The sequence below is a fragment of the Aeromicrobium sp. S22 genome, from assembly GCF_009661045.1.
GTDB classification, from domain to species: Bacteria; Actinomycetota; Actinomycetes; order Propionibacteriales; family Nocardioidaceae; genus Aeromicrobium; species Aeromicrobium yanjiei.
Map to the genome: position 1 here is coordinate 73,124 of NZ_WJWV01000003.1, position 18,936 is coordinate 92,059.

The 18,936-nt window shown below is 69.9% G+C and carries 23 protein-coding genes and 1 tRNA gene; 12 read left to right on the forward strand and 12 right to left on the reverse strand.

Annotated features, from left to right (window positions below):
* The first annotated feature begins 6 nt into the window (after window positions 1-6).
* On the forward strand, window positions 7-1,119 hold the full coding sequence (locus GEV27_RS13260) for an LLM class flavin-dependent oxidoreductase (RefSeq protein WP_328596487.1): 1,113 nt from the start codon (window positions 7-9) through the stop codon (window positions 1,117-1,119).
* On the forward strand, window positions 1,116-1,718 hold the full coding sequence (locus tag GEV27_RS13265; protein WP_153651365.1) for a CE1759 family FMN reductase: 603 nt from the start codon (window positions 1,116-1,118) through the stop codon (window positions 1,716-1,718). The genes GEV27_RS13260 and GEV27_RS13265 overlap by 4 nt, the downstream gene beginning before the upstream one ends.
* A 9-nt stretch (window positions 1,719-1,727) precedes the next feature.
* Here GEV27_RS13265 and GEV27_RS18100 read toward each other — a convergent pair whose 3' ends face one another.
* The 3 genes from GEV27_RS18100 to GEV27_RS13275 all read right to left on the reverse strand — a co-directional run bounded on the left by GEV27_RS18100 (window position 1,728) and on the right by GEV27_RS13275 (window position 3,738).
* Window positions 1,728-1,862, reverse strand: coding sequence for a hypothetical protein (locus GEV27_RS18100; RefSeq protein ID WP_255489234.1), 135 nt, complete (start codon window positions 1,860-1,862; stop codon window positions 1,728-1,730).
* A 197-nt stretch (window positions 1,863-2,059) separates the two neighbouring features.
* Window positions 2,060-2,686: a nucleoside/nucleotide kinase family protein gene (locus tag GEV27_RS13270; protein WP_309222239.1), complete on the reverse strand. Its 627-nt coding sequence runs from the start codon at window positions 2,684-2,686 to the stop codon at window positions 2,060-2,062.
* Between the two features lie 2 nt (window positions 2,687-2,688).
* Window positions 2,689-3,738, reverse strand: a complete 1,050-nt coding sequence (locus GEV27_RS13275) for a dipeptidase (protein WP_153934809.1) — start codon at window positions 3,736-3,738, stop codon at window positions 2,689-2,691.
* Window positions 3,739-3,817: 79 nt separating this feature from the next.
* On the opposite strand from GEV27_RS13275, the gene GEV27_RS13280 reads away from it, so the two are divergent.
* Window positions 3,818-3,904, forward strand: a tRNA-Ser gene (locus GEV27_RS13280).
* Between the two features lie 76 nt (window positions 3,905-3,980).
* Here the strand turns inward: GEV27_RS13280 and GEV27_RS13285 are convergent.
* From GEV27_RS13285 to GEV27_RS13295, 3 genes are all read right to left on the reverse strand, one after another.
* Window positions 3,981-4,658 (reverse strand): DUF6629 family protein, encoded by a 678-nt coding sequence (locus GEV27_RS13285; RefSeq protein ID WP_153651379.1) that lies wholly within the window; start codon window positions 4,656-4,658, stop codon window positions 3,981-3,983.
* Window positions 4,659-4,860: 202 nt separating this feature from the next.
* Window positions 4,861-5,574: a B3/4 domain-containing protein gene (locus GEV27_RS13290; protein ID WP_153934811.1), complete on the reverse strand. Its 714-nt coding sequence runs from the start codon at window positions 5,572-5,574 to the stop codon at window positions 4,861-4,863.
* Between the two features lie 25 nt (window positions 5,575-5,599).
* Window positions 5,600-6,577, reverse strand: a complete 978-nt coding sequence (locus GEV27_RS13295) for an aldo/keto reductase (RefSeq protein ID WP_153934813.1) — start codon at window positions 6,575-6,577, stop codon at window positions 5,600-5,602.
* Between the two features lie 141 nt (window positions 6,578-6,718).
* Here GEV27_RS13295 and GEV27_RS17590 point away from each other — a divergent pair, with 141 nt between their 5' ends.
* Genes GEV27_RS17590 through GEV27_RS13315 form a run of 4 tightly spaced genes read left to right on the forward strand, consistent with a single transcriptional unit; the run spans window position 6,719 to window position 9,708 of the window.
* Window positions 6,719-7,270, forward strand: coding sequence for a hypothetical protein (locus GEV27_RS17590; RefSeq protein WP_194944210.1), 552 nt, complete (start codon window positions 6,719-6,721; stop codon window positions 7,268-7,270).
* A gap of 55 nt (window positions 7,271-7,325) precedes the next feature.
* Window positions 7,326-7,763, forward strand: a complete 438-nt coding sequence (locus GEV27_RS13305; protein WP_153651382.1) for a nitroreductase family deazaflavin-dependent oxidoreductase — start codon at window positions 7,326-7,328, stop codon at window positions 7,761-7,763.
* Window positions 7,764-7,792: 29 nt separating this feature from the next.
* Entirely contained in the window at window positions 7,793-8,656 is an 864-nt protein-coding gene (locus GEV27_RS13310; RefSeq protein ID WP_153651383.1) for an aldo/keto reductase, read from the forward strand.
* A gap of 5 nt (window positions 8,657-8,661) precedes the next feature.
* The gene (locus GEV27_RS13315; RefSeq protein WP_153654905.1) at window positions 8,662-9,708 is read left to right on the forward strand and encodes a biotin/lipoate A/B protein ligase family protein; all 1,047 of its coding nucleotides are present in this window, start codon (window positions 8,662-8,664) and stop codon (window positions 9,706-9,708) included.
* Between the two features lie 76 nt (window positions 9,709-9,784).
* Here the strand turns inward: GEV27_RS13315 and GEV27_RS13320 are convergent, their stop codons facing one another.
* From GEV27_RS13320 to GEV27_RS13330, 3 genes are read right to left on the reverse strand one after another with little or no spacing between them, the layout of a single operon-like run.
* Window positions 9,785-10,180 carry a hypothetical protein gene (locus GEV27_RS13320; protein ID WP_153934816.1) on the reverse strand — a complete coding sequence of 132 codons (396 nt, stop codon included), beginning with the start codon at window positions 10,178-10,180 and terminating at the stop codon, window positions 9,785-9,787.
* The gene (locus GEV27_RS13325) at window positions 10,177-11,364 is read right to left on the reverse strand and encodes an acyl-CoA desaturase (RefSeq protein WP_153651385.1); all 1,188 of its coding nucleotides are present in this window, start codon (window positions 11,362-11,364) and stop codon (window positions 10,177-10,179) included. Before GEV27_RS13325 ends, GEV27_RS13320 begins: the two co-directional genes overlap by 4 nt.
* A 39-nt stretch (window positions 11,365-11,403) precedes the next feature.
* Entirely contained in the window at window positions 11,404-12,492 is a 1,089-nt protein-coding gene (locus GEV27_RS13330) for a ferredoxin reductase (RefSeq protein ID WP_153651386.1), read from the reverse strand.
* A gap of 114 nt (window positions 12,493-12,606) precedes the next feature.
* On the opposite strand from GEV27_RS13330, the gene GEV27_RS13335 reads away from it, so the two are divergent.
* The 4 genes from GEV27_RS13335 to GEV27_RS13350 all read left to right on the forward strand — a co-directional run bounded on the left by GEV27_RS13335 (window position 12,607) and on the right by GEV27_RS13350 (window position 15,559).
* Window positions 12,607-13,767 carry a MalY/PatB family protein gene (locus GEV27_RS13335; RefSeq protein ID WP_153934818.1) on the forward strand — a complete coding sequence of 387 codons (1,161 nt, stop codon included), beginning with the start codon at window positions 12,607-12,609 and terminating at the stop codon, window positions 13,765-13,767.
* Window positions 13,768-13,887: 120 nt separating this feature from the next.
* The gene (locus GEV27_RS13340) at window positions 13,888-14,841 is read left to right on the forward strand and encodes a GGDEF domain-containing protein (RefSeq protein ID WP_194944211.1); all 954 of its coding nucleotides are present in this window, start codon (window positions 13,888-13,890) and stop codon (window positions 14,839-14,841) included.
* 36 nt (window positions 14,842-14,877) lie between these two features.
* The gene (locus GEV27_RS13345) at window positions 14,878-15,318 is read left to right on the forward strand and encodes a hypothetical protein (RefSeq protein WP_153934822.1); all 441 of its coding nucleotides are present in this window, start codon (window positions 14,878-14,880) and stop codon (window positions 15,316-15,318) included.
* 67 nt (window positions 15,319-15,385) lie between these two features.
* Window positions 15,386-15,559 carry a CsbD family protein gene (locus GEV27_RS13350; protein ID WP_153651390.1) on the forward strand — a complete coding sequence of 58 codons (174 nt, stop codon included), beginning with the start codon at window positions 15,386-15,388 and terminating at the stop codon, window positions 15,557-15,559.
* Between the two features lie 73 nt (window positions 15,560-15,632).
* Here GEV27_RS13350 and GEV27_RS13355 read toward each other — a convergent pair whose 3' ends face one another.
* Window positions 15,633-16,457 carry an alpha/beta hydrolase gene (locus GEV27_RS13355; protein WP_309222240.1) on the reverse strand — a complete coding sequence of 275 codons (825 nt, stop codon included), beginning with the start codon at window positions 16,455-16,457 and terminating at the stop codon, window positions 15,633-15,635.
* 121 nt (window positions 16,458-16,578) lie between these two features.
* Between GEV27_RS13355 and GEV27_RS13360 the strand changes: the two genes are divergently transcribed.
* Window positions 16,579-18,066, forward strand: a complete 1,488-nt coding sequence (locus GEV27_RS13360) for a potassium/proton antiporter (protein WP_153651391.1) — start codon at window positions 16,579-16,581, stop codon at window positions 18,064-18,066.
* 24 nt (window positions 18,067-18,090) lie between these two features.
* On the opposite strand, the gene GEV27_RS13365 is transcribed toward GEV27_RS13360, so the two are convergent.
* A complete protein-coding gene (locus GEV27_RS13365; RefSeq protein ID WP_153651392.1) occupies window positions 18,091-18,597 on the reverse strand; it encodes a LytR C-terminal domain-containing protein in 507 nt (168 codons plus the stop codon).
* The gene (locus GEV27_RS13370) at window positions 18,594-18,896 is read right to left on the reverse strand and encodes a type II toxin-antitoxin system VapB family antitoxin (protein WP_153651393.1); all 303 of its coding nucleotides are present in this window, start codon (window positions 18,894-18,896) and stop codon (window positions 18,594-18,596) included. Before GEV27_RS13370 ends, GEV27_RS13365 begins: the two co-directional genes overlap by 4 nt.
* Window positions 18,897-18,936: the final 40 nt, after the last annotated feature.

The window sequence follows — 18,936 nt, forward strand, 5'->3', positions numbered from 1 at the left end:
CCACAGATGACCAGCATGCAGTTCGGACTGTTCACGGTCGGTGACGTCACGACCGATCCCACCAACGGCACGACGCCGACCGAGCACGAGCGCATCAAGGCGACGATCCAGATCGCCAAGAAGGCCGAGGAGATCGGCCTGGACGTCTTTGCGACCGGCGAGCACCACAACCCGCCGTTCGTCCCGTCGTCCCCGACGACCACGCTGGCGTACATCGCGGCGCAGACCGAGAAGCTCATCCTGTCGACGTCCACGACGCTGATCACGACCAACGACCCGGTCAAGATCGCCGAGGACTACGCGACGCTGCAGCACCTGTCGGACGGCCGCATGGACCTCATGCTCGGCCGCGGCAACACCGCGCCGGTCTACCCGTGGTTCGGCTACGACGGTGCCAAGGCGGTCGAGCTGACCGTCGAGCACTACCACCTGCTGCGCCGGCTGTGGGACGAGGAGGTCGTGAGCTGGGAGGGCCAGTTCCGCACCCCGCTGCAGGGCTTCACCGCGACGCCGCGCCCGCTCGACGGCGTGCCCCCGTTCGTGTGGCACGCCAACATCCGCACGCCCGAGGTCGCCGAGCTCGCGGCGTACTACGGCGACGGCTTCTTCGCCAACAACATCTTCTGGCCCAAGGAGCACTACATCCGGCTGATCAACTTCTACCGTCAGCGCTACGCCCACTACGGGCACGGCACCCCGGAGCAGGCGATCGTCGGTCTCGGTGGCCAGTTCTACATCCGCAAGAACAGCCAGGACGCGGTCAACGAGTTCCGGCCGTACTTCGACAACGCGCCCGTGTACGGCCACGGGCCCTCGCTCGAGGACTTCTCGACGCAGACACCGCTGACCGTCGGCAGCCCGCAGCACTTCATCGAGAAGACGCTCGCGTTCGCGGACTACTTCGGTGACTACCAGCGCCAGCTCTTCCTGGTGGACCACGCCGGCCTGCCGCTCAAGCTCGTGCTGGAGCAGCTCGACGAGCTGGGTGAGGTGCTGCCCACGCTGCGCGCGGAGTTCGACGCCCGCCGTCCCGCGGACGTCCCGGACGCCCCCGACCACGCGACCCGCGTCGCGGCCCGGTTGGCCTCCGCGGACAACACCGAGGAGGTGTCCGCATGACCCGCGTCGTGGCGATCTCCTCGGGCCTGAGCGACCCGTCGACCACTCGCCTCCTGGCGGACCGGATCACCGAGTCGATCACGCAGCAGTCGGGCGACGTGTCGGTCGAGGTCGTGTCGCTGCGCGAGCTCGCGCACGACATCACCGACGCGTCGCTGACGGGGTTCGCCTCGCCGCGCCTGCAGGACGTGATCGACAAGGTGGTCGCGGCCGACGGGCTGGTCATCGTCGTGCCGATCTTCAAGGCGTCCTACCCGGGCCTGTTCAAGTCGTTCATCGACGCGCTGGAGACGGACGTGCTGATCGGCAAGCCCGTGCTGCTGGCGGCATCGGGCGGGACCGCGCGCCACTCGCTCGCGATCGACTACGCGCTGCGGCCGCTGATGGCGTACCTGCAGGCGCTGGTCGTGCCCACGGGCGTGTTCGCCTCGGCGTACGACTGGGGCACGGACGGCTCCAACGCCCTCGGCGCGCGGATCGACCGTGCGGCCGGCGAGCTGGTGAGCCTGCTCAAGGGCGCCGGCACGGGCCGGGCCAAGGACGACGAGTTCGACCTGTTCAGCGAGAGCTTCCTCAAGGCGTCCAACCCGAACGCCTGAGGACGTGCGTCAGCGGGGCGGGTTGCCGCGCTGACGCACCTTGGCGACCGCTGACTTGATGCGAGCCTGGTTCTGGGGCTTGCGGGCCTCGTCGTAGACCTTCTTGGCGACTCCGGCGGCCGCGATTCCTCGAAAGAGCTTCATGTCCGTGGACGTACCCCGTGGCCGCCATTGCACACCCCCCGGCCCCACGGGCGGACCGACGATGAGGGTTTGCGGCAGCGGGGGCAACCCGAAACCCTCATCCCTCGTCACGGACGGGACCGAGGATGAGGGAAAGGGGCGGCCCCGGCTGCCCTAAACCCTCATCGTGTGTCCCCCGCGGGCGAGCGACGGGCGGCTCAGCGCCCGTCGATGACCAGATCGGCGGTGTCGCGACGGGCGATGACGCGGCGGGCGTTCGGCTCGTCGACCCGGTCGACCCAGGCTTGCGCCTCGTCGCGGCTCTTGCCGAACGTCACGTGCCGATCCACGAGCCGGGCGCGCCGGCGGTCGTCCGCCAGGTCGACGAACCACACCTCGTCCAGCGCCTCGCGGACCAGCGGCCAGGGCGGGTCGGCGTCGAGCAGGTAGTTGCCCTCGGTGACGACGACACGTACGTCCGGGGCGACCTCGATCGACGCGGCGATGGGCTGCTCGAGGGTCCGCTCGAACCCCGGCGCGTACACCGGGTGATCGGTCTCGGTCCGGAGCCTCGCGAGCAGCGCGAGGAATCCGTACGCGTCGAACGTCTGCGGGGCCCCCTTCACGTCGAGCAGCCCCCGCGCCCGCAGCACGTCGTCCGAGAGGTGGAAGCCGTCCATCGGCACCCGCGCGGCCGGTACGCCGTCGGCCGCCAGCCGCGACACGAGCCGGGTGGCCACAGTGGTCTTGCCCGATCCCGGTGCCCCGCAGACCCCGACGATCGTCCGGACGTCGTCGGTGACCAGCGCCGCGGCGCGCTCGACCAGCTCGTCCAGGCCGTGCACGGTCAGTCCCCCGCGGTGGCGTCCAGGACGCGCAGGACGTTGTCGCCCATGAGCTTGGCGAGGTCGCCGGCGGACCAGCCGCGCTCGGCCAGGCGGTCGAGCACCACCGCGTGCCCGGTCACGTCCCCCATCCCCTCGGGGAAGATGTCGACGCCGTCGTAGTCGCTGCCGATGCCGATGTGGTCGACGCCTGCCACGTCCCGCGCGTGCTCGACGTGCGCGACGACGTCGTCCACGGTCGACCGAGGCGGGGGAGTGGCGCGGTCGGTGTCGGCCCACCGGGCGACGTCCTGGTTCACGAAGTACGGGACGTACGCGACCATCAGGACCCCACCGTTGGCGGGCAGCCGCTCGAGGACGTCATCGGGGACGTTGCGCGGGTGGTCGGTCACCGCACGGCACGAGGAGTGGCTGAAGATCACCGGCGCCGACGAGACGTCGATCGCGTCGTGCATCGTCGTGGCGGCGACGTGCGACAGATCGACGAGCATGCCGAGCCGGTTCATCTCCGCGACGACCTCGCGGCCGAAGTCGGTCAGCCCGCCGTGCACCGGCTCGTCGGTGGCCGAGTCGGCCCACGGGGTGTTGTCGTTGTGGGTCAGCGTCATGTAGCGGACGCCGAGCCGGGCGAGCTCACGGAGCACCGCGAGCGAGCCGTCGATGCTGTGCCCGCCCTCCGCGCCGATCAGGGACGCGACCCGCCCGTCGCGCCAGGCCCGCCGGACGTCGTCGCCGCTCCAAGCGTACGAGAACGCGTCCGGGTAGCGCTCGATCAGCCGGTGCACGAAATCGATCTGCTCCAGCGTGTACGTGACGGCCTCGGCCGGCAGGATGTCGGACGGTGAGTAGACCGACCAGAACTGTCCGCCGACCCCTCCGCGCCGCAGCCGGGCGATGTCGGTGTCGAAGACGCCGGTCATGTCGCCGTCCAGGCCGTCGACGGAGTACGCCCGGATCTTGCGCGCCCCCCATGCGAGGTCGTTGTGCCCGTCGATGAGCGGCGCGAGGCCCAATGCCTCGATCGCTGCGGGCTGGGTGACAGCAGTGTTCATCGGTCCAGCCTCGCAGACGTGGCACCCAAAGGAGCGGGTGGCGTCAGGCCCGCCACGGCAGTCCGGTAAGGTCTTCCGCGGTGGCGTGTCCGAGCGGCCGAAGGTGCAACACTCGAAATGTTGTGTGGGTTCACGCCCACCGTGGGTTCAAATCCCACCGCCACCGCACGATGAGAACCCCCGATCTCGCTGGAATCACAGTGAGGTCGGGGGTTTTCTCGTCGGCTGGAAGCCGCAGGCCTCTAACCGACAGGCTCGAGGGGCTGTCCGTGGAGCCGGTGCGGGTCGGGAAGGCGTCGGCGAAGACGCATGTGCAGCAGCACCAGCACCGACAGGAGAGCCGCGAGCACGCACCAGAGCGAGGCGAAGGCCTCCTGGTAGACGAGGGCGACCAGCGACAGCCCGACCAGGTTGAGCGCACCGAAGGCCACGATGGACGGGTAGCCCGACAACAGCGCCGGTCCCACCGTGGCGAGGATGTAGAGCACTGCCCAGAACATGCCGTGCTCGAGCCCGATCCGGTACACCACAGCGTGGTCATGCTCCTCGACGACGAGCGGCCCTCTGAGCACGACGTACGCCAGATAGGCGGACACCACGAGACCCAGTGCGACGAAGGGCGCCACCCGCAGCCGTGCACCCCTCGGCTCGAGAAGCAGTACGGCGGTCGGCACCAGGGTCGGCAGCACGGGGAAGGCGAACAGCACGTAGGCCAGTGCCGCCGTCTTCTGGACATTCGCCGAGACGTCACCGTCGAGCCCCGCCCAGACGAGTGCCTCGGTGAGCTGATGGATCGCGAACAGGAGGGGAAGCGCAGCGAACGGCACCTCCCGCACGTGCCGGACCTCGCGAAGAGACAGTGCTGCCACGGGTAGGAGGGCGACGCCTGCGACCACATCGGCCTCGACCGAGAAACACATGCGAGACCGCCCTCTGTAGGTGGACTGCCGAGCCTACTTTTTGGCGGCTCGTCGGGGATGGGACCAAGGTCTCGGTGCTCGCCCCGTTGTCGGTTTCCCACGGTCCCGTGGTGTTTGGTCACTTCCCTCGGGTTGTGACGCGCGGGGAGTGAGCAATTCCCACGGTCCCGTGGGAAACCGACCCCGTGCGGGACGCGGGTGCTTACGCGTTGGGATTGGTGATCAGGCGGCGAGCGGTGCGCGGGTCCGGCCCCAGCCGACCCAGGTGGTCGACCAGGTCATCAGCAGCGGCATTCAGCTCGTCGTCGGTCATGGGGTCGAGTGCGTCGAGGATGAACAGGGCAGAACTGCTCTCGTCGCGAAGCGTCGTGCGTCGCCCTTGGCGCCAGTTCCAGCGTCGGCACGTGACCCCGGCGTCGTCGCACCAGACCACCTCACCGGGATCAGGGCTCTCGACGACGTCAGCACCGCCAGCCACGGTGTCGAACGCCTCGTTGCCTGCGGCGCGTACGAGGCGCGGTGGCCCGACGTAGCGATCGAGATCCTCCCCGCCGATCGGCAGCTGGTGCAGCACGGAGATGGCGTTGTAGAGGTCAGTCAGGGCGTTGATGCGGGGCAACCCGTCCGGGGCTCGTCGGGTGAGCGCTTCCAGACTGTTGCGCGTGCGCTGCGGCTTCGCGCCGAACGCGCGGTACGCCTCCCGCCAAGCCGCGATGTGCGGCAGCTCGTCGACGGGTGAGGTCTCCAGCAACGCGCCGGCATGCCTCTCAGCAGCAGCCAGCAGCTCATCCCCGGACGAGCTGCCCACGGCAGCGAGACCGTCCACCGCGACGAGCAGGGCTCGGTAGTCGGGCCGCAGCTCGAACACGGCATCGTCCACGTGTGCGCCGTGCAAGAACGTCTCGAGATCACGCATGGGCTCCTCCTCGACTCTCAGGTTGTCAGAACTCCGGCAGGCGTGGGACGTACGGCGCCTCGAGCGCCTGGAGCTCCTCGTCGGTCAGCACGAGATCGAGGGATGCGACGGCGTCGTCGAGGTGGAGCGGCTTCGTGGCGCCGACGATCGGGGCGGTGACCGCCTCCTGCTGGCGCACCCAGGCCAGGGCGACCTGCGCCCGGGAGACCTCGCGTGCCTCCGCGACCGCGGCCACGGCCGCCGAGATGGCCCGGTCGGACTCCTCGGCCTGCCGGTAGTAGCGCTTGGTCACCTCGTCGGTCGCGCTGCGGCTCGTGCTGACGTCGTCCCAGTCGCGCGTCAACCGGCCGCGGGCCAGCGGGCTCCATGGGATGACGCCGATGCCCTCGTCGAGGCAGAACGGGTGCATCTCGCGCTCGTCCTCGCGCTGCACGAGGTTGTACTGGTCCTGCATCGAGACGAACGCGGCCCAGCCGTTGAGGTCGGCGGCGTGCTGCGCCTGCGCGAGCTGCCAGGCGTACATCGAGGACGCCCCGATGAACCGCGCCTTGCCGGACTGGACGACACGATCGAGCGCCTCCATCGTCTCCTCGATCGGGACGTTGGGGTCCCAGCGGTGGATCTGGTAGAGATCGACGTAGTCGGTGCCGAGGCGCCGCAGGCTCGCGTCGATCTGCCGCGCGATGTTGTCGGCGGACAGTCCCGCGGAGTCGTCCTCGCCGGCGACCGGGAAGAACACCTTGGTCGCGATCACGACGTCCTCGCGGCGGGCGAAGTCGGCAAGGGCGCGCCCGAGGATCTCCTCGCTGCTGCCGCCGGAGTACATGTTGGCGGTGTCGAACGTCGTGATCCCGGCCTCGAGCGCCTGCCGGATGAACGGGCGGCTCTGCTCCTCGGGCAGTGACCACGGGTGCGGGCCGCGGTCGGGATCGCCGTAGCTCATGCAGCCGAGGATGATCGGCGAGACGTCGAGATCGCTCGTGCCGAGGGGTACGGAGTCCATGGTTCGATCATGCACCGGCGGACGGGACAAGCTGCCCGGACTCGCCGCCCGTGGACGGTGTGAGGTCCGGACCGCTGGGTACGACACGGTGCGTCCCTCCCCGAACGAATCGGAGCTCCCATGGTCCCCAAGATCCTCAGCATGTCCGCATCCGTCGCCCAGCAGCTCGCGACCGGCGCGGTCCACGTCGGCATCAGCGGCGCAGCAGCCGTGGCTCGGAAGGTGACGCCGCTCCTGCCGGGGATGGGCGGATCCGATCAGTCGGACACCTCCTCTCGGCCCTCGCCCACGGTGAGCACCGAGCCCGTCACCCAGCCGCCCGCGCCCACGCCGACGCGGACCCCTGGCGCCACGACGACCATGGCCGATCCGGCTCCCTCGACGACGAACCCCGCGACCCGATCGACGGCCAAGCGCGCGACGTCGATCAAGCCCGGCGCGGCGACGCCGGCCTCGGTGGCGACCGCCAAGAAGGCTCCGGCCAAGAAGGCTCCGGCGAAGAAGGCGGCTGCCAAGAAGGCCCCGGCGAAAAAGGCCCCGGCGAAGAAGGCTCCGGCGAAGTCGAAGCCCGCAGCAGTGCTGGACGAGCCCACGGCGCCGGTCGACGACAACCCTGTGGTCTACAGCAGCGGCCCCGATGTCACGCCTGCCGTGCCCGCCGAGGAGCTGAAGGATCTGCGTCCCGAGGGCTGAGGTCCGGCGCCACGCTCCGGTTGTCGCGCGACGCGGCTGAGGGCACGATGGGGGCATGCCCCTCACCGGAGAATATGCACCGAGCCCCGACAAGTGGTCCCGCGAGCAGGCCGAGCTCTTCGAACGCACCAACGGTGCCGAGGGCAACGAGATGCAGGGCAAGCCGATCATCGTCCTGACGACCTTGGGGGCCAAGAGCGGCAAGATCCGCAAGACGCCCCTGATGCGCGTCGAGCACGACGGCGAGTACCTCGTGGTGGCCTCCAAAGGTGGCGCCCCGGAGCACCCGACCTGGTACCACAACATCGTCAACGCTCCACTGGTCGAGCTGCAGGACGGTCCTGTCCGCAAGGACTACACGCCCCGTGAGCTGTCCGGCGAGGAGCGCGAGGTGTGGTGGGAGCGCGCGGTCGAGGCGTGGCCGGCCTACGCCGACTACGCCGAGAAGACCGATCGCGTGATCCCGGTCTTCCTGCTCACCCCGGTGGAATAACGGCCGGGGCGGCCTCCTTGCACCTAGGTATGACCTCAACTCTTTCTGCATCCCCGTCCGGCACGTTCCAGCTCGGCGGCGACCTGCCCGTCGTCCGTCTTGGCTACGGCACGATGCAGCTGCCCGGCGAGGGGGTCTGGGGTCCGCCGCGCGACCGTGACGCCGCGATCGCCGTCCTGCGTCGCGCGGTCGAGCTCGGTGTGACGTTCTTCGACACCGCGGACTCGTACGGCCCCGAGGTCGCCGAGGACCTGCTCCGCGAGGCGCTGCACCCGTACGCCGACGACGTCGTCATCGCGACCAAGGCCGGGCTGACCCGCCAGGGTCCCGGCGTCTGGACGCCCGTGGGCCGTCCGGCGTACCTGCGCCAGCAGGCCGAGCTCAGCCTGCGTCGTCTCGGCCTCGAGCGGATCGACCTGTTCCAGCTGCACCGCATCGACGCCGACGTGCCGCTGGAGGACCAGGTCGGCGAGCTCAAGAAGCTGCAGGACGAGGGCAAGATCCGGCACATCGGCCTCAGCGAGGTCGACGTCGACCAGCTCAAGCAGGCCCAGGAGATCGCCACGATCGCCTCGGTGCAGAACCTGTTCAACCTCTCCAACCGCTCGGCCGAGGCGCTGCTGGACTACTCCGAGGAGCAGAACATCGCGTTCATCCCGTGGTTCCCGCTCGCGACCGGCGACCTGGTCAAGGACGGCGGCCCGCTGGAGGAGATCGCCAAGGAGCAGGGCGCGACCCCCTCGCAGCTCGCTCTCGCCTGGCTGCTGCGCCGCTCGCCCGTGATGCTCCCCATCCCCGGCACGTCGAGCATCGGCCACCTCGAGGACAACGTCGGCGCCGCCGGCATCGAGCTGACCGACGAGCAGTTCGAAGCGCTCACCAACGCGGTGTGAGCGCGATGCACGGCGAGTACAAGGTCTCCGGCGGCAAGCTGGTCGTGGTCGATCTCGAGGTCTCCGACGGCCGGATCCGCGACGTCGTCCTGAGCGGCGACTTCTTCTTGGAGCCGGACGAGGCGCTGGGCCGCATGTCGGACGCCCTCGAGGGACGTCCGGCGGACGCGAGCCTTGGTGAGCTGGTCCAGGCGATCGACGACGCGCGCGGCGACGCGGTGATGGTCGGCTTCGACCCGCCGGCCGTCGCGCACGCGGTGCTGCGCGCGCTCGGTCGCAGCACGGCCTGGCACGACCACCGCTTCGAGCTTCTCATCGCCGGCCCGCAGCACCCTGCCGAGCAGATGGCGATCGACGAGATCGTGGCGCGACAGGTCGGCGAGGGCACGCGGGCGCCGACGCTGCGCGTGTGGGAGTGGGCGTCCAACGCCGTCATCATCGGCTCGTTCCAGTCCTTGTCCAACGAGGTCGACCTCGACGCAGCGGCCCGCCACGAGGCCACGGTCGTGCGCCGCATCTCCGGCGGCGGTGCGATGTTCGTCGAGCCGGGCAACACGATCACGTACTCGCTGTACGTCCCGGCGACGCTGGTCGAGGGGCTGTCGTTCGCGGAGTCGTACGCGTTCCTGGACGCCTGGGTCATCCGAGCGCTGCGGCAGCTCGGTGTCGACGCGTCATACGTGCCGCTCAACGACATCGCCTCGCCCCAGGGCAAGATCGGCGGTGCGGCACAGAAGCGGCTCGCGAGCGGTGTGGTGCTGCACCACGTCACGATGTCGTACGACATGGACGCGGCCAAGATGCTCGACATCTTGCGCATCGGCCGCGAGAAGCTCAGCGACAAGGGCACGGTCAGCGCGGCGAAGCGGGTCGACCCGATCCGCAGCCAGACCGGGCTCAGCCGCGAGAAGGTCGTCGAGGCGATGCTCGACCACTTCCGGGCCAGCTACGGGCTGACCGAGGTCGAGATCGACACCGACACGATCGAGGAGGCCGACGCCCTGGCCGAGAGCAAGTACCTCGACCCGGCCTGGACCGCCCGCGTCCCCTGACCCCCTGACCCACCGCGCCAGGGCGGTGCGCTGGCGTCCAGTGCGCCGCAGATCTTGGACGCCCGCGCACCGCCGCTCAGGGGGACGGGGGAGGGGACGGAGTGGTGTCGATCACCGAGTTGGGGTGGAAGAGGACGGGATCGCCGCGGCGGGTCGGCCGGACGAGGTCGAAGCCGCCCGTCGTCACCACCAGCCACGTGCGCGGCGGCTCGGGCTGACCGAGCGACGTCCCGGCCTCGATCGCCTCGTGGGCGCACGTGACGTGGGTCGGTGGGAACGTGAACAGCCCGTCCAGTGCCTCGTTCTCGGGCCCGAGGAATGCGATGGGCCGGGCCAGCACCTCGCCGCACACCCCGCAGATGCGACTGAGCGCACAGCGGATCGCCCGGCTCTTCACGACTGCCGCGTGGACCAGCCCGTCGTCGTCCCGGCACGCGAACGGGGCGGTCGCCGCGTCGTCCACCACGGTCATGCCGAGGCCGCGGCCGACCACTTGCCCAGCTCCGTGCGGCGCGTGGGACGCTCGGAGTCCTGCAGGCGACGACGCTTGCGGGGGGCCAGCGGTGCCGGGTTGTCGGTCGTACGCCGGTTGGGCAGCGACAGCTTCATGATCGTGCGGAGCGTCTGTCCGTACTGCTTGTGCAACGGCCCCGTCGTGTACGGGATGTCGTAGCGGCGGCAGATGTCCTTGACCTTGACCGCGATGTCCGCGTACCGGTTGCTCGGCAGGTCGGGGAACAGGTGGTGCTCGATCTGGTAGCCGAGCTGCCCGCTCATGAGGTGCAGGAGCTTGCCGCCCTCGAAGTTGGCCGATCCCAGCATCTGGCGCAGGTACCACTCGGCGCGGGTCTCGTCCTCGAGCTCCTCCTCGGAGAAGTGCACGGCGCCGTCGGGGAAGTGGCCGCAGAAGATGATCATGTACGACCAGACGTTGCGCATGATGTTGGCGGTGAAGTTGGCCGAGAGGGTGTGGAAGAACCCCGGACCGCTCAGCGCGGGATACATCAGGTAGTCCTTGAACGCCTGCTTGCCAACCTTGTCGCCGATCTGCTTGAGCTGCTTCTTGAGCAGCTTCGGGTCCTTCTTGCCCTTCCGGATCGCCTCGATGTCGAGGTCGTGCAGTGCCACGCCCCACTCGAAGAACAGCGCCAGCAGCGCGTTGTAGACCGGCTGGCCCAGGTTGTACGGCGTCCACTTCTGGTCGCGTGACATGCGCAGGATGCCGTAGCCGATGTCGTTGTCGTGACCGAGGACGTTGGTGAACTGGTGGTGGATGTAGTTGTGCGAGTGCTTCCACTGCTCGGCGGGCTGGGTGGTGTCCCACTCCCAGTTGCTGGAGTGGATCTCCGGATCGTTCATCCAGTCCCACTGGCCGTGCATCGTGTTGTGGCCGATCTCCATGTTCTCGAGGATCTTGGCCGATCCGAGCATGACCGTGCCGAGCAGCCATGCCGGCGGGAACATGCTCGCGAACAAGGTGATGCGACCGGCCGCGGCGAGGCGGCGCTGCAACGTGATGACCCGGGTGACGTAGTCACGGTCGGCCTGGCCGCGGTCGGCCTCGACCTGCGCCCGGATCTCGTCGAGCTCGCGGCCGATGGCCTCGACCTCCTCGTCGGTCAGGTGGGTGTACTCACGGACGTCGGCGAATGCCATGGGTGGCTCCTTCGCTAGTGGGTGGAGTGCGGGACGGGTCTACAGGGCGAGCGTGCAGTCGCCGACGGCGACCGAGATGCAGGTCTGGACGTACTCGTTGGGCTCGCCGTGCTCGTCGCCGCTACGCAGGTCGCGGACCCGCCCGGCGGCCAGCGGCACGTCGCAGGTGTGGCAGATGCCCATGCGGCAGCCGAACAGCATGTTGACGCCGGCCTTCTCGCCCGCCTCGAGCAGCGTCGTGGCCCCGTCGACCTCGACGGTGGGGCCGCCGTCGCCGAACGTCACGGTGCCGCCGGCGCCCTCGGTCCCTGCCGTGGCGAGGGTGAAGCGCTCGACGTGCAGGTGGTCCTCGCGTCCGAGCCGCTGGAAGTGGTCGGTGAATGCATCGAGCATCGGCGCGGGGCCGCAGGCCCAGGTCTCGCGGTCCATCCAGTCGTGGCAGACGTCGTCGAGCTGCTCGGGGGTGAGGATCCCGTCCACGTCGGTGAAGCGCTCGTGGAACGTGAACCCCTCGTGGCGGCCCGCGAGCTCGCGCAGCTCGTGCAGGAACATCATGTCCTCCTCGAACCGCGCGGAGTAGATCAGCGTGGCGTCTGCGAGGGTCCCGCGCCGGTCGAGCGTCCGCAGGATCGACATGACAGGTGTGATGCCGCTGCCGCCGACCAGGAAGAGCATCTTGTCCGGCGGCGGGTCGGGGATGACGAAGTCGCCCTGCGGCGAGGCCAGCCGCACGATCGTCCCCGGCTCGAGGCCGTTGACGAGGTGGTCGGACAAGAAGCCCTCGGGCATCGCCTTGACGGTGATGCTCACGGTCTTGCCCTCGACCAGCGGCGTCGAGGACAGCGAGTACGAGCGCCAGTGGAAGCGGCCGTCGAGCTCCACGCCGATGCCGATGTACTGACCGGGCGAGTGGTCGAACCGCCAGCCCCAGCCCGGCCGGATCACGAGGGTCGCGGCGTTCTCGGTCTCGGGCACGACCTTCTCGACCCGTCCCCGCAGCTCGCGCTGCGACCACAGGGGATTGACCAGGGCCAGGTAGTCGTCGGGGGACAGCGGCGTGGTCAGCGCCTTGCCGAGGTGGCGGATCCGGCGCAGCGCTGACGTGCGCTCGATGGGCGCTGAGGTCATGGGTTCCTCATTTCGGTGCACAACTGTTCACTGGGTGTCCTGTAACTCAGAGTGACACCTGAAACGGCGGGATGCAACAGGACGAGGGTCACGTCTTTGCCCGATGATGGACCCATGCCCTCGACGCACCCGCTCCGTGAGCTCTCCCTGACCGATCTGCGCCGCCGTACCAGCATCAAGTGGCGCGAGCACCCGGACGACGTCCTGCCGCTCTGGGTCGCCGAGATGGACGTCCTGGTGGCCCCGCCCGTCGTCGAGGCACTGACCGCCGCGGTGACGTCCGGCGACACCGGATATCCGCATGGCAACGCGTACGCCGAGGCGCTCGCGGACTTCGCCGCCGCCCGCTGGGGCTGGGAGGGGCTCGACTCGTCCCGCACCGCGTACGCCGCCGACGTCATGACCGGGATCGTCGAGGCGATCGGTCTGGTCTCGGGGTCCGGCGACCCGGTCGTGGTCAACCCGCCGGTCTATCCGCCGTTCTTCGGCTACGTCGAGCACGCCGGTCGTACGCTCGTCGACGCCCCGCTCGGCGAGGACGGCCGGCTCGACCTCGACGCGCTGGAGGCGGCGTTCATCCGCGCGGGAGCGGACGGTCGCCCCGTGACGTACCTGCTGTGCAATCCGCACAACCCCACGGCCGTCGTGCACACCTCCGACGAGCTGTCCGCGGTCGCGGCGCTGGCCTCGACCTACCGCGTGCGGGTCGTGGTCGACGAGATCCACGGGCCGCTGGTGCCGGAGGGGTTCGTCCCGTACCTGAGCGTCGACGGCACCGAGGACGCCTTCGCCGTGACGTCCGCGTCGAAGACCTGGAACCTCGCAGGGCTCAAGGCCGCGGTGATGATCGCGGGCGAGCGCGCGGCACAGGATCTCGCGCGCCTGCCCGAGGTGGTGTCGCACGGACCCAGCCACCTCGGCATGCTCGCGCACACCGTGGCGCTGCGCGAGGGCACGCCGTGGCTGGACGACCTGCAGGCCGACCTGGCCGAGAACCGCGCGTTGCTGGCCACGCTGCTCGACAAGCACCTGCCCGACGTGAGGTGGGCCGCCGGGCCGGGGACGTACCTTGCGTGGCTCGACTGCCGTGAGCTCGGTCTGGGGGACGACCCGGCCGCCGCGTTCCTCGAGCAGGGACGGGTCGCGCTCAACCCGGGGCCCACGTTCGGCGAGGGCGGGGCCGGGCACGTCCGGCTCAACTTCGCGACGACGCCGGAGATCCTCACCGAGGCGATCGAGCGCATGGGGCGCGTCGTCCCGCCGCCGACTCCCTGAGCCGGACGAGACGGCTGGGCCTCCCGGGCCATGCCGCGATGGTCCGGACGGATGATTCTTCGCGGTGACCGGGACGGGCCCACCCGGGTGTTCCTAGAATCGGGGACCCAGGGGAGGCACATGCGCACCGAGGCACAGGGCGGCCGGCTCACATCACTGCCGGGGCTCGCGGGCACGACGGCGTTGATGTACGCCGTGAGCTCGGTGCTGCTGATCAGTGCCGTGATCACCTGGCAACCGGGCAAGAACCCCCGCTGGGCCTTCGAGGTGCTGGCGGTCGTCGCGGTGTCGTTCTTGGCATGGGTGCTCGCGCGCGGTCCCCGATTCACCCAGCAGGAGGCGCTGGCGATGACGGCGGTCCTGCTCGCGGTCATCGGCTGCCTCACGTGGACGACACACCTGGTGCTGGGCGCGTTCGCGAACGGGACCGCGCTGCCGATCGTGGCCGTGTACGTGATCTGGTACCTGCGCCCCGGGTCGGGCCGGGTGTTGCTGTTCCTCGGCGTGGCCTGGTGGTTCATCGCGATCGCCCACCACGGCGACGGCGCGGTCCTGCCGCTCGCGGCTGCGGTCGTCGTGCAGACCGTCATCGCGACCGAGGTCTTCGCCCGCATCAAGGGCCGCATGGACGATCTCGCCCGGCGGGACCACCTGACCGGCGCACTCAACCGCCGTGGCATCACCGAGGTGCTCGATCGTGAGCTCGAGCAATCGGCACGTCGGTCGCAGCCGATCTCGGTCGTCGCGATCGACCTGGACGGGCTGCGCGCCGTCAACAACACGCGTGGCCACGGCGCGGGCGACGATCTCCTCGAGGCCATGGCGACTCATTGGAGCGGTCACCTGCGTCGCCAGGACGCGGTGGGGCGGGTCGGTGGCGACGAGTTCCTGATCGTCCTCCCGGCGACCTCGAAGGAGCACGCCGAGCAGATCGTGGAGCGGATGGCGTCCGGATCGCCCGGCTCCTGGTCGGCCGGCGTCGCCGAGGCCAAGGTCGGGGACTCGGCCCACACCATGATCGAGCGCGCGGACCGCCGGATGTACGCGGCCAAGGCGGCCCGGCAGCGCGCCTGAGGTGCCGCCCGCGATGTACGGACGTACGGTGCGTGCATGAGCGATGGACCCGATGACGCACACACCCGCCCGGCGGGCGTCGACGACGCCACCGTCGATGCGATGGGCAAGCTGAGCGAGGCCCTCGAGGCCGTCGAGGAGGCCCGTGGGCACCTCTACGCGTTCCACCGCCGGTGCGGAACGGCCGACCTGATGCTCGGCGACGCCGTCGAGCTGCTGCGTGCCGCGGGGCACGGGGAGACGGCCGACCGCATCGAGAGCGAGCTGGTGGGACGCAACATCCTCGAGGGGCGCTGGTCGTTCCAGGTCGTGGAGGACTACGACGACCACTACTACGCGGCCTTCCGCGACCACGAGCGCCGGGCGCGCGAGGAGCTGGTCGGCGGCCTGCGGCATCTCTTCGAGGCCGAGATGAAAGAGGACCGGCGCACGCACGGGCGCCGTCACCACGAGGCCACACCTGAGAGCTCTTCTTAGGAAACTGGTGTGATTCAGGGCTGCAAGGGCGGGTACACCACCCGGCAGTCGACGAAAGGAGTCCCTCATGGGTCTCGGAGACAAGATCAGCAACGCAGGTGACGACGCCAAGGGCAAGGCGAAGGAAGCCGTTGGCGGCGCCACGAACGACGACGAGCTCGAGCGTCAGGGCAAGGGAGACCAGGCCAAGGCCGATCTCAAGAACGCCGGCGAAAAGGTGAAGGACGCCTTCAAGCACTGAGCGCATCCCGAGTTCACGGGCGCACCGACCACACGCTGGTCGGTGCGCCCGTTCCGTTTGTCGGGGCGTGGACTCAGAGCCGCTCGAGGATCTCCAGCGTGCGGGCCCATGCCGTGGACGACGGGTCGATCACGACGAAGTGATCGCCCTCGACCTCGGTCACGCTCGCATCGGCGCCTGCCTCGGTGGCCTGCGCGACGTAGTCGACGGACTGGCTCAGCGGCACCACGTCGTCGGAGCGGCCGTGGACGCAGCGCACCGGCACCGCGAGGGGGATGAGTCGCGCGGGGTCCGCGAGGGCGTAGCGCTCGTCCACGGCTCCGCCCATGAGCCGGCGCACTGCACCCGATCCGAGGTCGGCGTCGATCGCCGCGGCGAGGTCGAGCACGCCGGCCTGTGAGATCGCCGCCGTCACCGGCACCGCCGGATCGGCCCAGCTCGACCCGGTCAGCCTCGGCCGGCCCGCGGCCCACACCGCGAGATGGCCTCCTGCGGAGTGGCCCAGCGTGATGACGGTGCCCGTGTCGAGGTCGTCGACCGTGGCCAGCGCGTCGATCGCGGCCGCGACGTCGTCGAACGTCTCGGGCCACCCACCGCCGCTGCCGACGCGCCGGTACTCGATGTTGTACGCGGTCCAGCCCTGCTCGACGAGGGACGCAGCCAGCGGACGTCCCAGCGACAGGTCGTACTGCGACTTCCAGAAGCCGCCGTGGATCACGACGACGACGCCTCTCGACGCTCCGTTCGGGCGGGTCAGCTCGGCGTGCTGCTGAGGGTCCGGGCCGTACGAGATGTCGTCCACGCGTCGCTCCTTGTCGGGCCGGCCCCTGTCGTCCGGCGACGAGCAGGCTGCGAGCACGGCAGCGCCCATCAGGGCGATCATGCTGCGGCGATCCACGGTCCCATCCCAGCGGAGCGTCCGCGCGCCCGCCACCTGAACCGACAGAGGTGCGTGGTCGGTGAGCCGCGCCAGGACCGATAGAATCGCACTCCGTCGAGTCCATGGGAGGAGAACTTTCGTGGACGTGCACGACCTCGACACCTACCTGCTCGTCGGCGCCGGTGTCCTCATCCTCGCCGTGCTCGCGGTCCGCCTCTCGGTGTCGATCGGCCTGCCGTCGCTGCTGGTCTATCTCGCCCTCGGCCTCCTGCTCGGCAGCTCAGGACTCGGCATCGACTTCGCGGACGCCGATCTCGCCCATGCCCTCGGCTTCGGCGGTCTCGTGCTGATCCTCGCCGAGGGTGGTCTGACCACCAAGTGGCAGCACGTCAGGCCCAACCTGGGCTACGGCCTGCTGCTCGCGACCCTCGGCTCGGCCATCACGGTCCTCGTGGTCGCGGCGGGCGCGCACTACCTCCTCGACCTGGACTGGGAGCTCGCGGTCCTGCTCGCTGCGGTGCTGACCCCGACCGACGCGGCCGCGGTCTTCTCGGTGCTGCGCACGGTCCCGCTCAAGTCGAGCGTCACCGGGACGCTCGAGGCCGAGTCGGGCCTCAACGACGCCCCCATCGTCGTGCTGGTCGTGGCGATCAGCGCAGGGGAGGTCGCCGACAAGGGCGTGGGCTACCTGGCTGCGCTCGTGATCTTCGAGCTCCTGGTCGGTGCGGCGTTCGGCGTCGCGATCGGCTGGTTCGGCGGCTGGCTCCTTCGCCGGGTGGCCCTGCCGGCGTCGGGTCTCTATCCGCTCGTGGTCATCGCGTTCACGATCCTGGCCTACGGCTCGGCGGCGGCCGTCCATGCGAGCGGTTTCGCCGCGGTCTACATCGCCGCGCTGATCCTCGGCAACGCCGAGCTGCCCCACCGCGTGGCCACCCGCTCGTTCGTGGAGGGGATCGGCTGGCTCGCGCAGATCGGTCTGTTCGTGATGCTCGGGCTGCTCGCGAGCCCCGACGAGCTGGAGTGGCGCAACGTCTGGCACGGACTGCTGATCGGCGCGATCCTGACCTTCGTCGCCCGGCCGTTGACCGTGATGGTGTGCGCGGTGTGGTTCCGGCGGAGCGCCCGCGAGCAGCTGTTCGTGGGGTGGGCGGGTCTGCGGGGCGCGGTGCCCATCGTCCTGGCGACGATCCCGCTGTCCGCGGGGGTCGACGGCTCGCGTGACCTGTTCAACACCGTGTTCGTCGCCGTCGTGATCTACACCCTGCTGCAGGCCGCGCCGCTCGCGCGCCTCGCCGCGGCGTGCGGCGTCCTGACCGATGCCGCGCGCGACGTCGAGGTCGAGGCCGCGCCGCTCGAGCGCGTGTCCGCCGACCTGCTGCAGATCCGGGTGCCGAGCGGCTCGCGGCTCGCGGGTGTCGAGGTCGGCGAGCTGCGGCTGCCGGTGGGTGCCTCGGTCACGTTGGTCGTGCGCGACGAGACGACGTTCGTCCCGCACCGCACGGATCGCATCGCGGTCAACGACGACCTGCTCATCGTCGCGGAGCGCTCAGTACGCGAGCAGACCGAGAGCCGGTTGCGCGACGTGGGCCGTCACGGCCGCCTCGCCGGCTGGGGCGTCGACGGCTGACCCCTGCCCGGGACGGGCTGCGCGTCAGGGCAGCGGCACGACGGGGATGCACACCTTGATGTCGCGGTTGGACTTGATCGACGTGCGCGACTTGCTCTTCAGGCCCGAGAACTTGTCGCCGATCACGACCGTCACCCCGCCCGCCACGTCGATGTCGGGCTTCGCGTAGGTGACCTTGTCGCGGAACTGTGACGCGACGAGCCGCACCCGCGGATCCTTCTTGTCGGCCGTCAGGATCGCGACCCGGCCGGGCTTGGTCTTGCTCGTGCTGTTGCCGATCCGGCCGCCGAGGAAGCCGTTGGCCTGCAGGTTGATCGTCACCCGGTTCGCGAGGCCCGACCGCGCGGACGCGTTGAAGACGTTGACGCGCACGACGTTGCTGTTGAGGCGTTCGCCCTTCGCGACGACCGACGAGCGGCAGGTCGACTGCGTCGCGCTCGCCTCGGTGCCGGAGACGAGGAGGCGGACGCCGACGATCGTGCCGACGACGAAGACGATGACCGCGGTCAGCATCGTGAGGGTCTTGGTCATACGTGCTTGCCGATCGAGTGGACGCGGGCGTGGAGCATGTTGCGCTGCTGGAGCGCTGCGCGCAGGGCGCGGTGGAGACCGTCCTCGAGGTAGAGCTCGCCGCGCCAGCTGACGACGTGGGCGAACAGGTCACCGAAGTAGGTCGAGTCGTCATCCAGCAGGTGCTCGAGGTCGAGTGTGGTCTTGGTGGTGGTCAGGTCGTCGAGACGCACCTGGGAGGGGGAGATCTCGGCCCATCCGTTCTGCGAGAGGCCGTGCTCGGGGTAGGGACGCCCCTCGCTCACCCTCCGGAAGATCACCCCGTCAGTGTAGACAGTGCACGGCCTGTCCGGCGGTAGC

Excerpts from the sequence above, each read along its gene's own strand:
- GEV27_RS13350 (WP_153651390.1), top strand. The coding sequence starts at position 15,386 with ATGGGTCTCGGAGACAAGATCAGCAACGCAGGTGACGACGCCAAGGGC.
- GEV27_RS13260 (WP_328596487.1), top strand. The coding sequence starts at position 7 with ATGACCAGCATGCAGTTCGGACTGTTCACGGTCGGTGACGTCACGACC.
- GEV27_RS13305 (WP_153651382.1), top strand. The coding sequence starts at position 7,326 with ATGCCCCTCACCGGAGAATATGCACCGAGCCCCGACAAGTGGTCCCGC.
- GEV27_RS13275 (WP_153934809.1), bottom strand. The coding sequence starts at position 3,738 with ATGAACACTGCTGTCACCCAGCCCGCAGCGATCGAGGCATTGGGCCTC.
- GEV27_RS18100 (WP_255489234.1), bottom strand. The coding sequence starts at position 1,862 with ATGAAGCTCTTTCGAGGAATCGCGGCCGCCGGAGTCGCCAAGAAGGTC.
- GEV27_RS13265 (WP_153651365.1), top strand. The coding sequence starts at position 1,116 with ATGACCCGCGTCGTGGCGATCTCCTCGGGCCTGAGCGACCCGTCGACC.
- GEV27_RS13310 (WP_153651383.1), top strand. The coding sequence starts at position 7,793 with ATGACCTCAACTCTTTCTGCATCCCCGTCCGGCACGTTCCAGCTCGGC.
- GEV27_RS13335 (WP_153934818.1), top strand. The coding sequence starts at position 12,607 with ATGCCCTCGACGCACCCGCTCCGTGAGCTCTCCCTGACCGATCTGCGC.
- GEV27_RS13315 (WP_153654905.1), top strand. The coding sequence starts at position 8,662 with ATGCACGGCGAGTACAAGGTCTCCGGCGGCAAGCTGGTCGTGGTCGAT.
- GEV27_RS13345 (WP_153934822.1), top strand. The coding sequence starts at position 14,878 with ATGAGCGATGGACCCGATGACGCACACACCCGCCCGGCGGGCGTCGAC.
- GEV27_RS13365 (WP_153651392.1), bottom strand. The coding sequence starts at position 18,597 with ATGACCAAGACCCTCACGATGCTGACCGCGGTCATCGTCTTCGTCGTC.
- GEV27_RS13325 (WP_153651385.1), bottom strand. The coding sequence starts at position 11,364 with ATGGCATTCGCCGACGTCCGTGAGTACACCCACCTGACCGACGAGGAG.
- GEV27_RS13285 (WP_153651379.1), bottom strand. The coding sequence starts at position 4,658 with ATGTGTTTCTCGGTCGAGGCCGATGTGGTCGCAGGCGTCGCCCTCCTA.
- GEV27_RS17590 (WP_194944210.1), top strand. The coding sequence starts at position 6,719 with ATGTCCGCATCCGTCGCCCAGCAGCTCGCGACCGGCGCGGTCCACGTC.
- GEV27_RS13330 (WP_153651386.1), bottom strand. The coding sequence starts at position 12,492 with ATGACCTCAGCGCCCATCGAGCGCACGTCAGCGCTGCGCCGGATCCGC.
- GEV27_RS13295 (WP_153934813.1), bottom strand. The coding sequence starts at position 6,577 with ATGGACTCCGTACCCCTCGGCACGAGCGATCTCGACGTCTCGCCGATC.
- GEV27_RS13320 (WP_153934816.1), bottom strand. The coding sequence starts at position 10,180 with ATGACCGTGGTGGACGACGCGGCGACCGCCCCGTTCGCGTGCCGGGAC.
- GEV27_RS13340 (WP_194944211.1), top strand. The coding sequence starts at position 13,888 with ATGCGCACCGAGGCACAGGGCGGCCGGCTCACATCACTGCCGGGGCTC.
- GEV27_RS13290 (WP_153934811.1), bottom strand. The coding sequence starts at position 5,574 with ATGCGTGATCTCGAGACGTTCTTGCACGGCGCACACGTGGACGATGCC.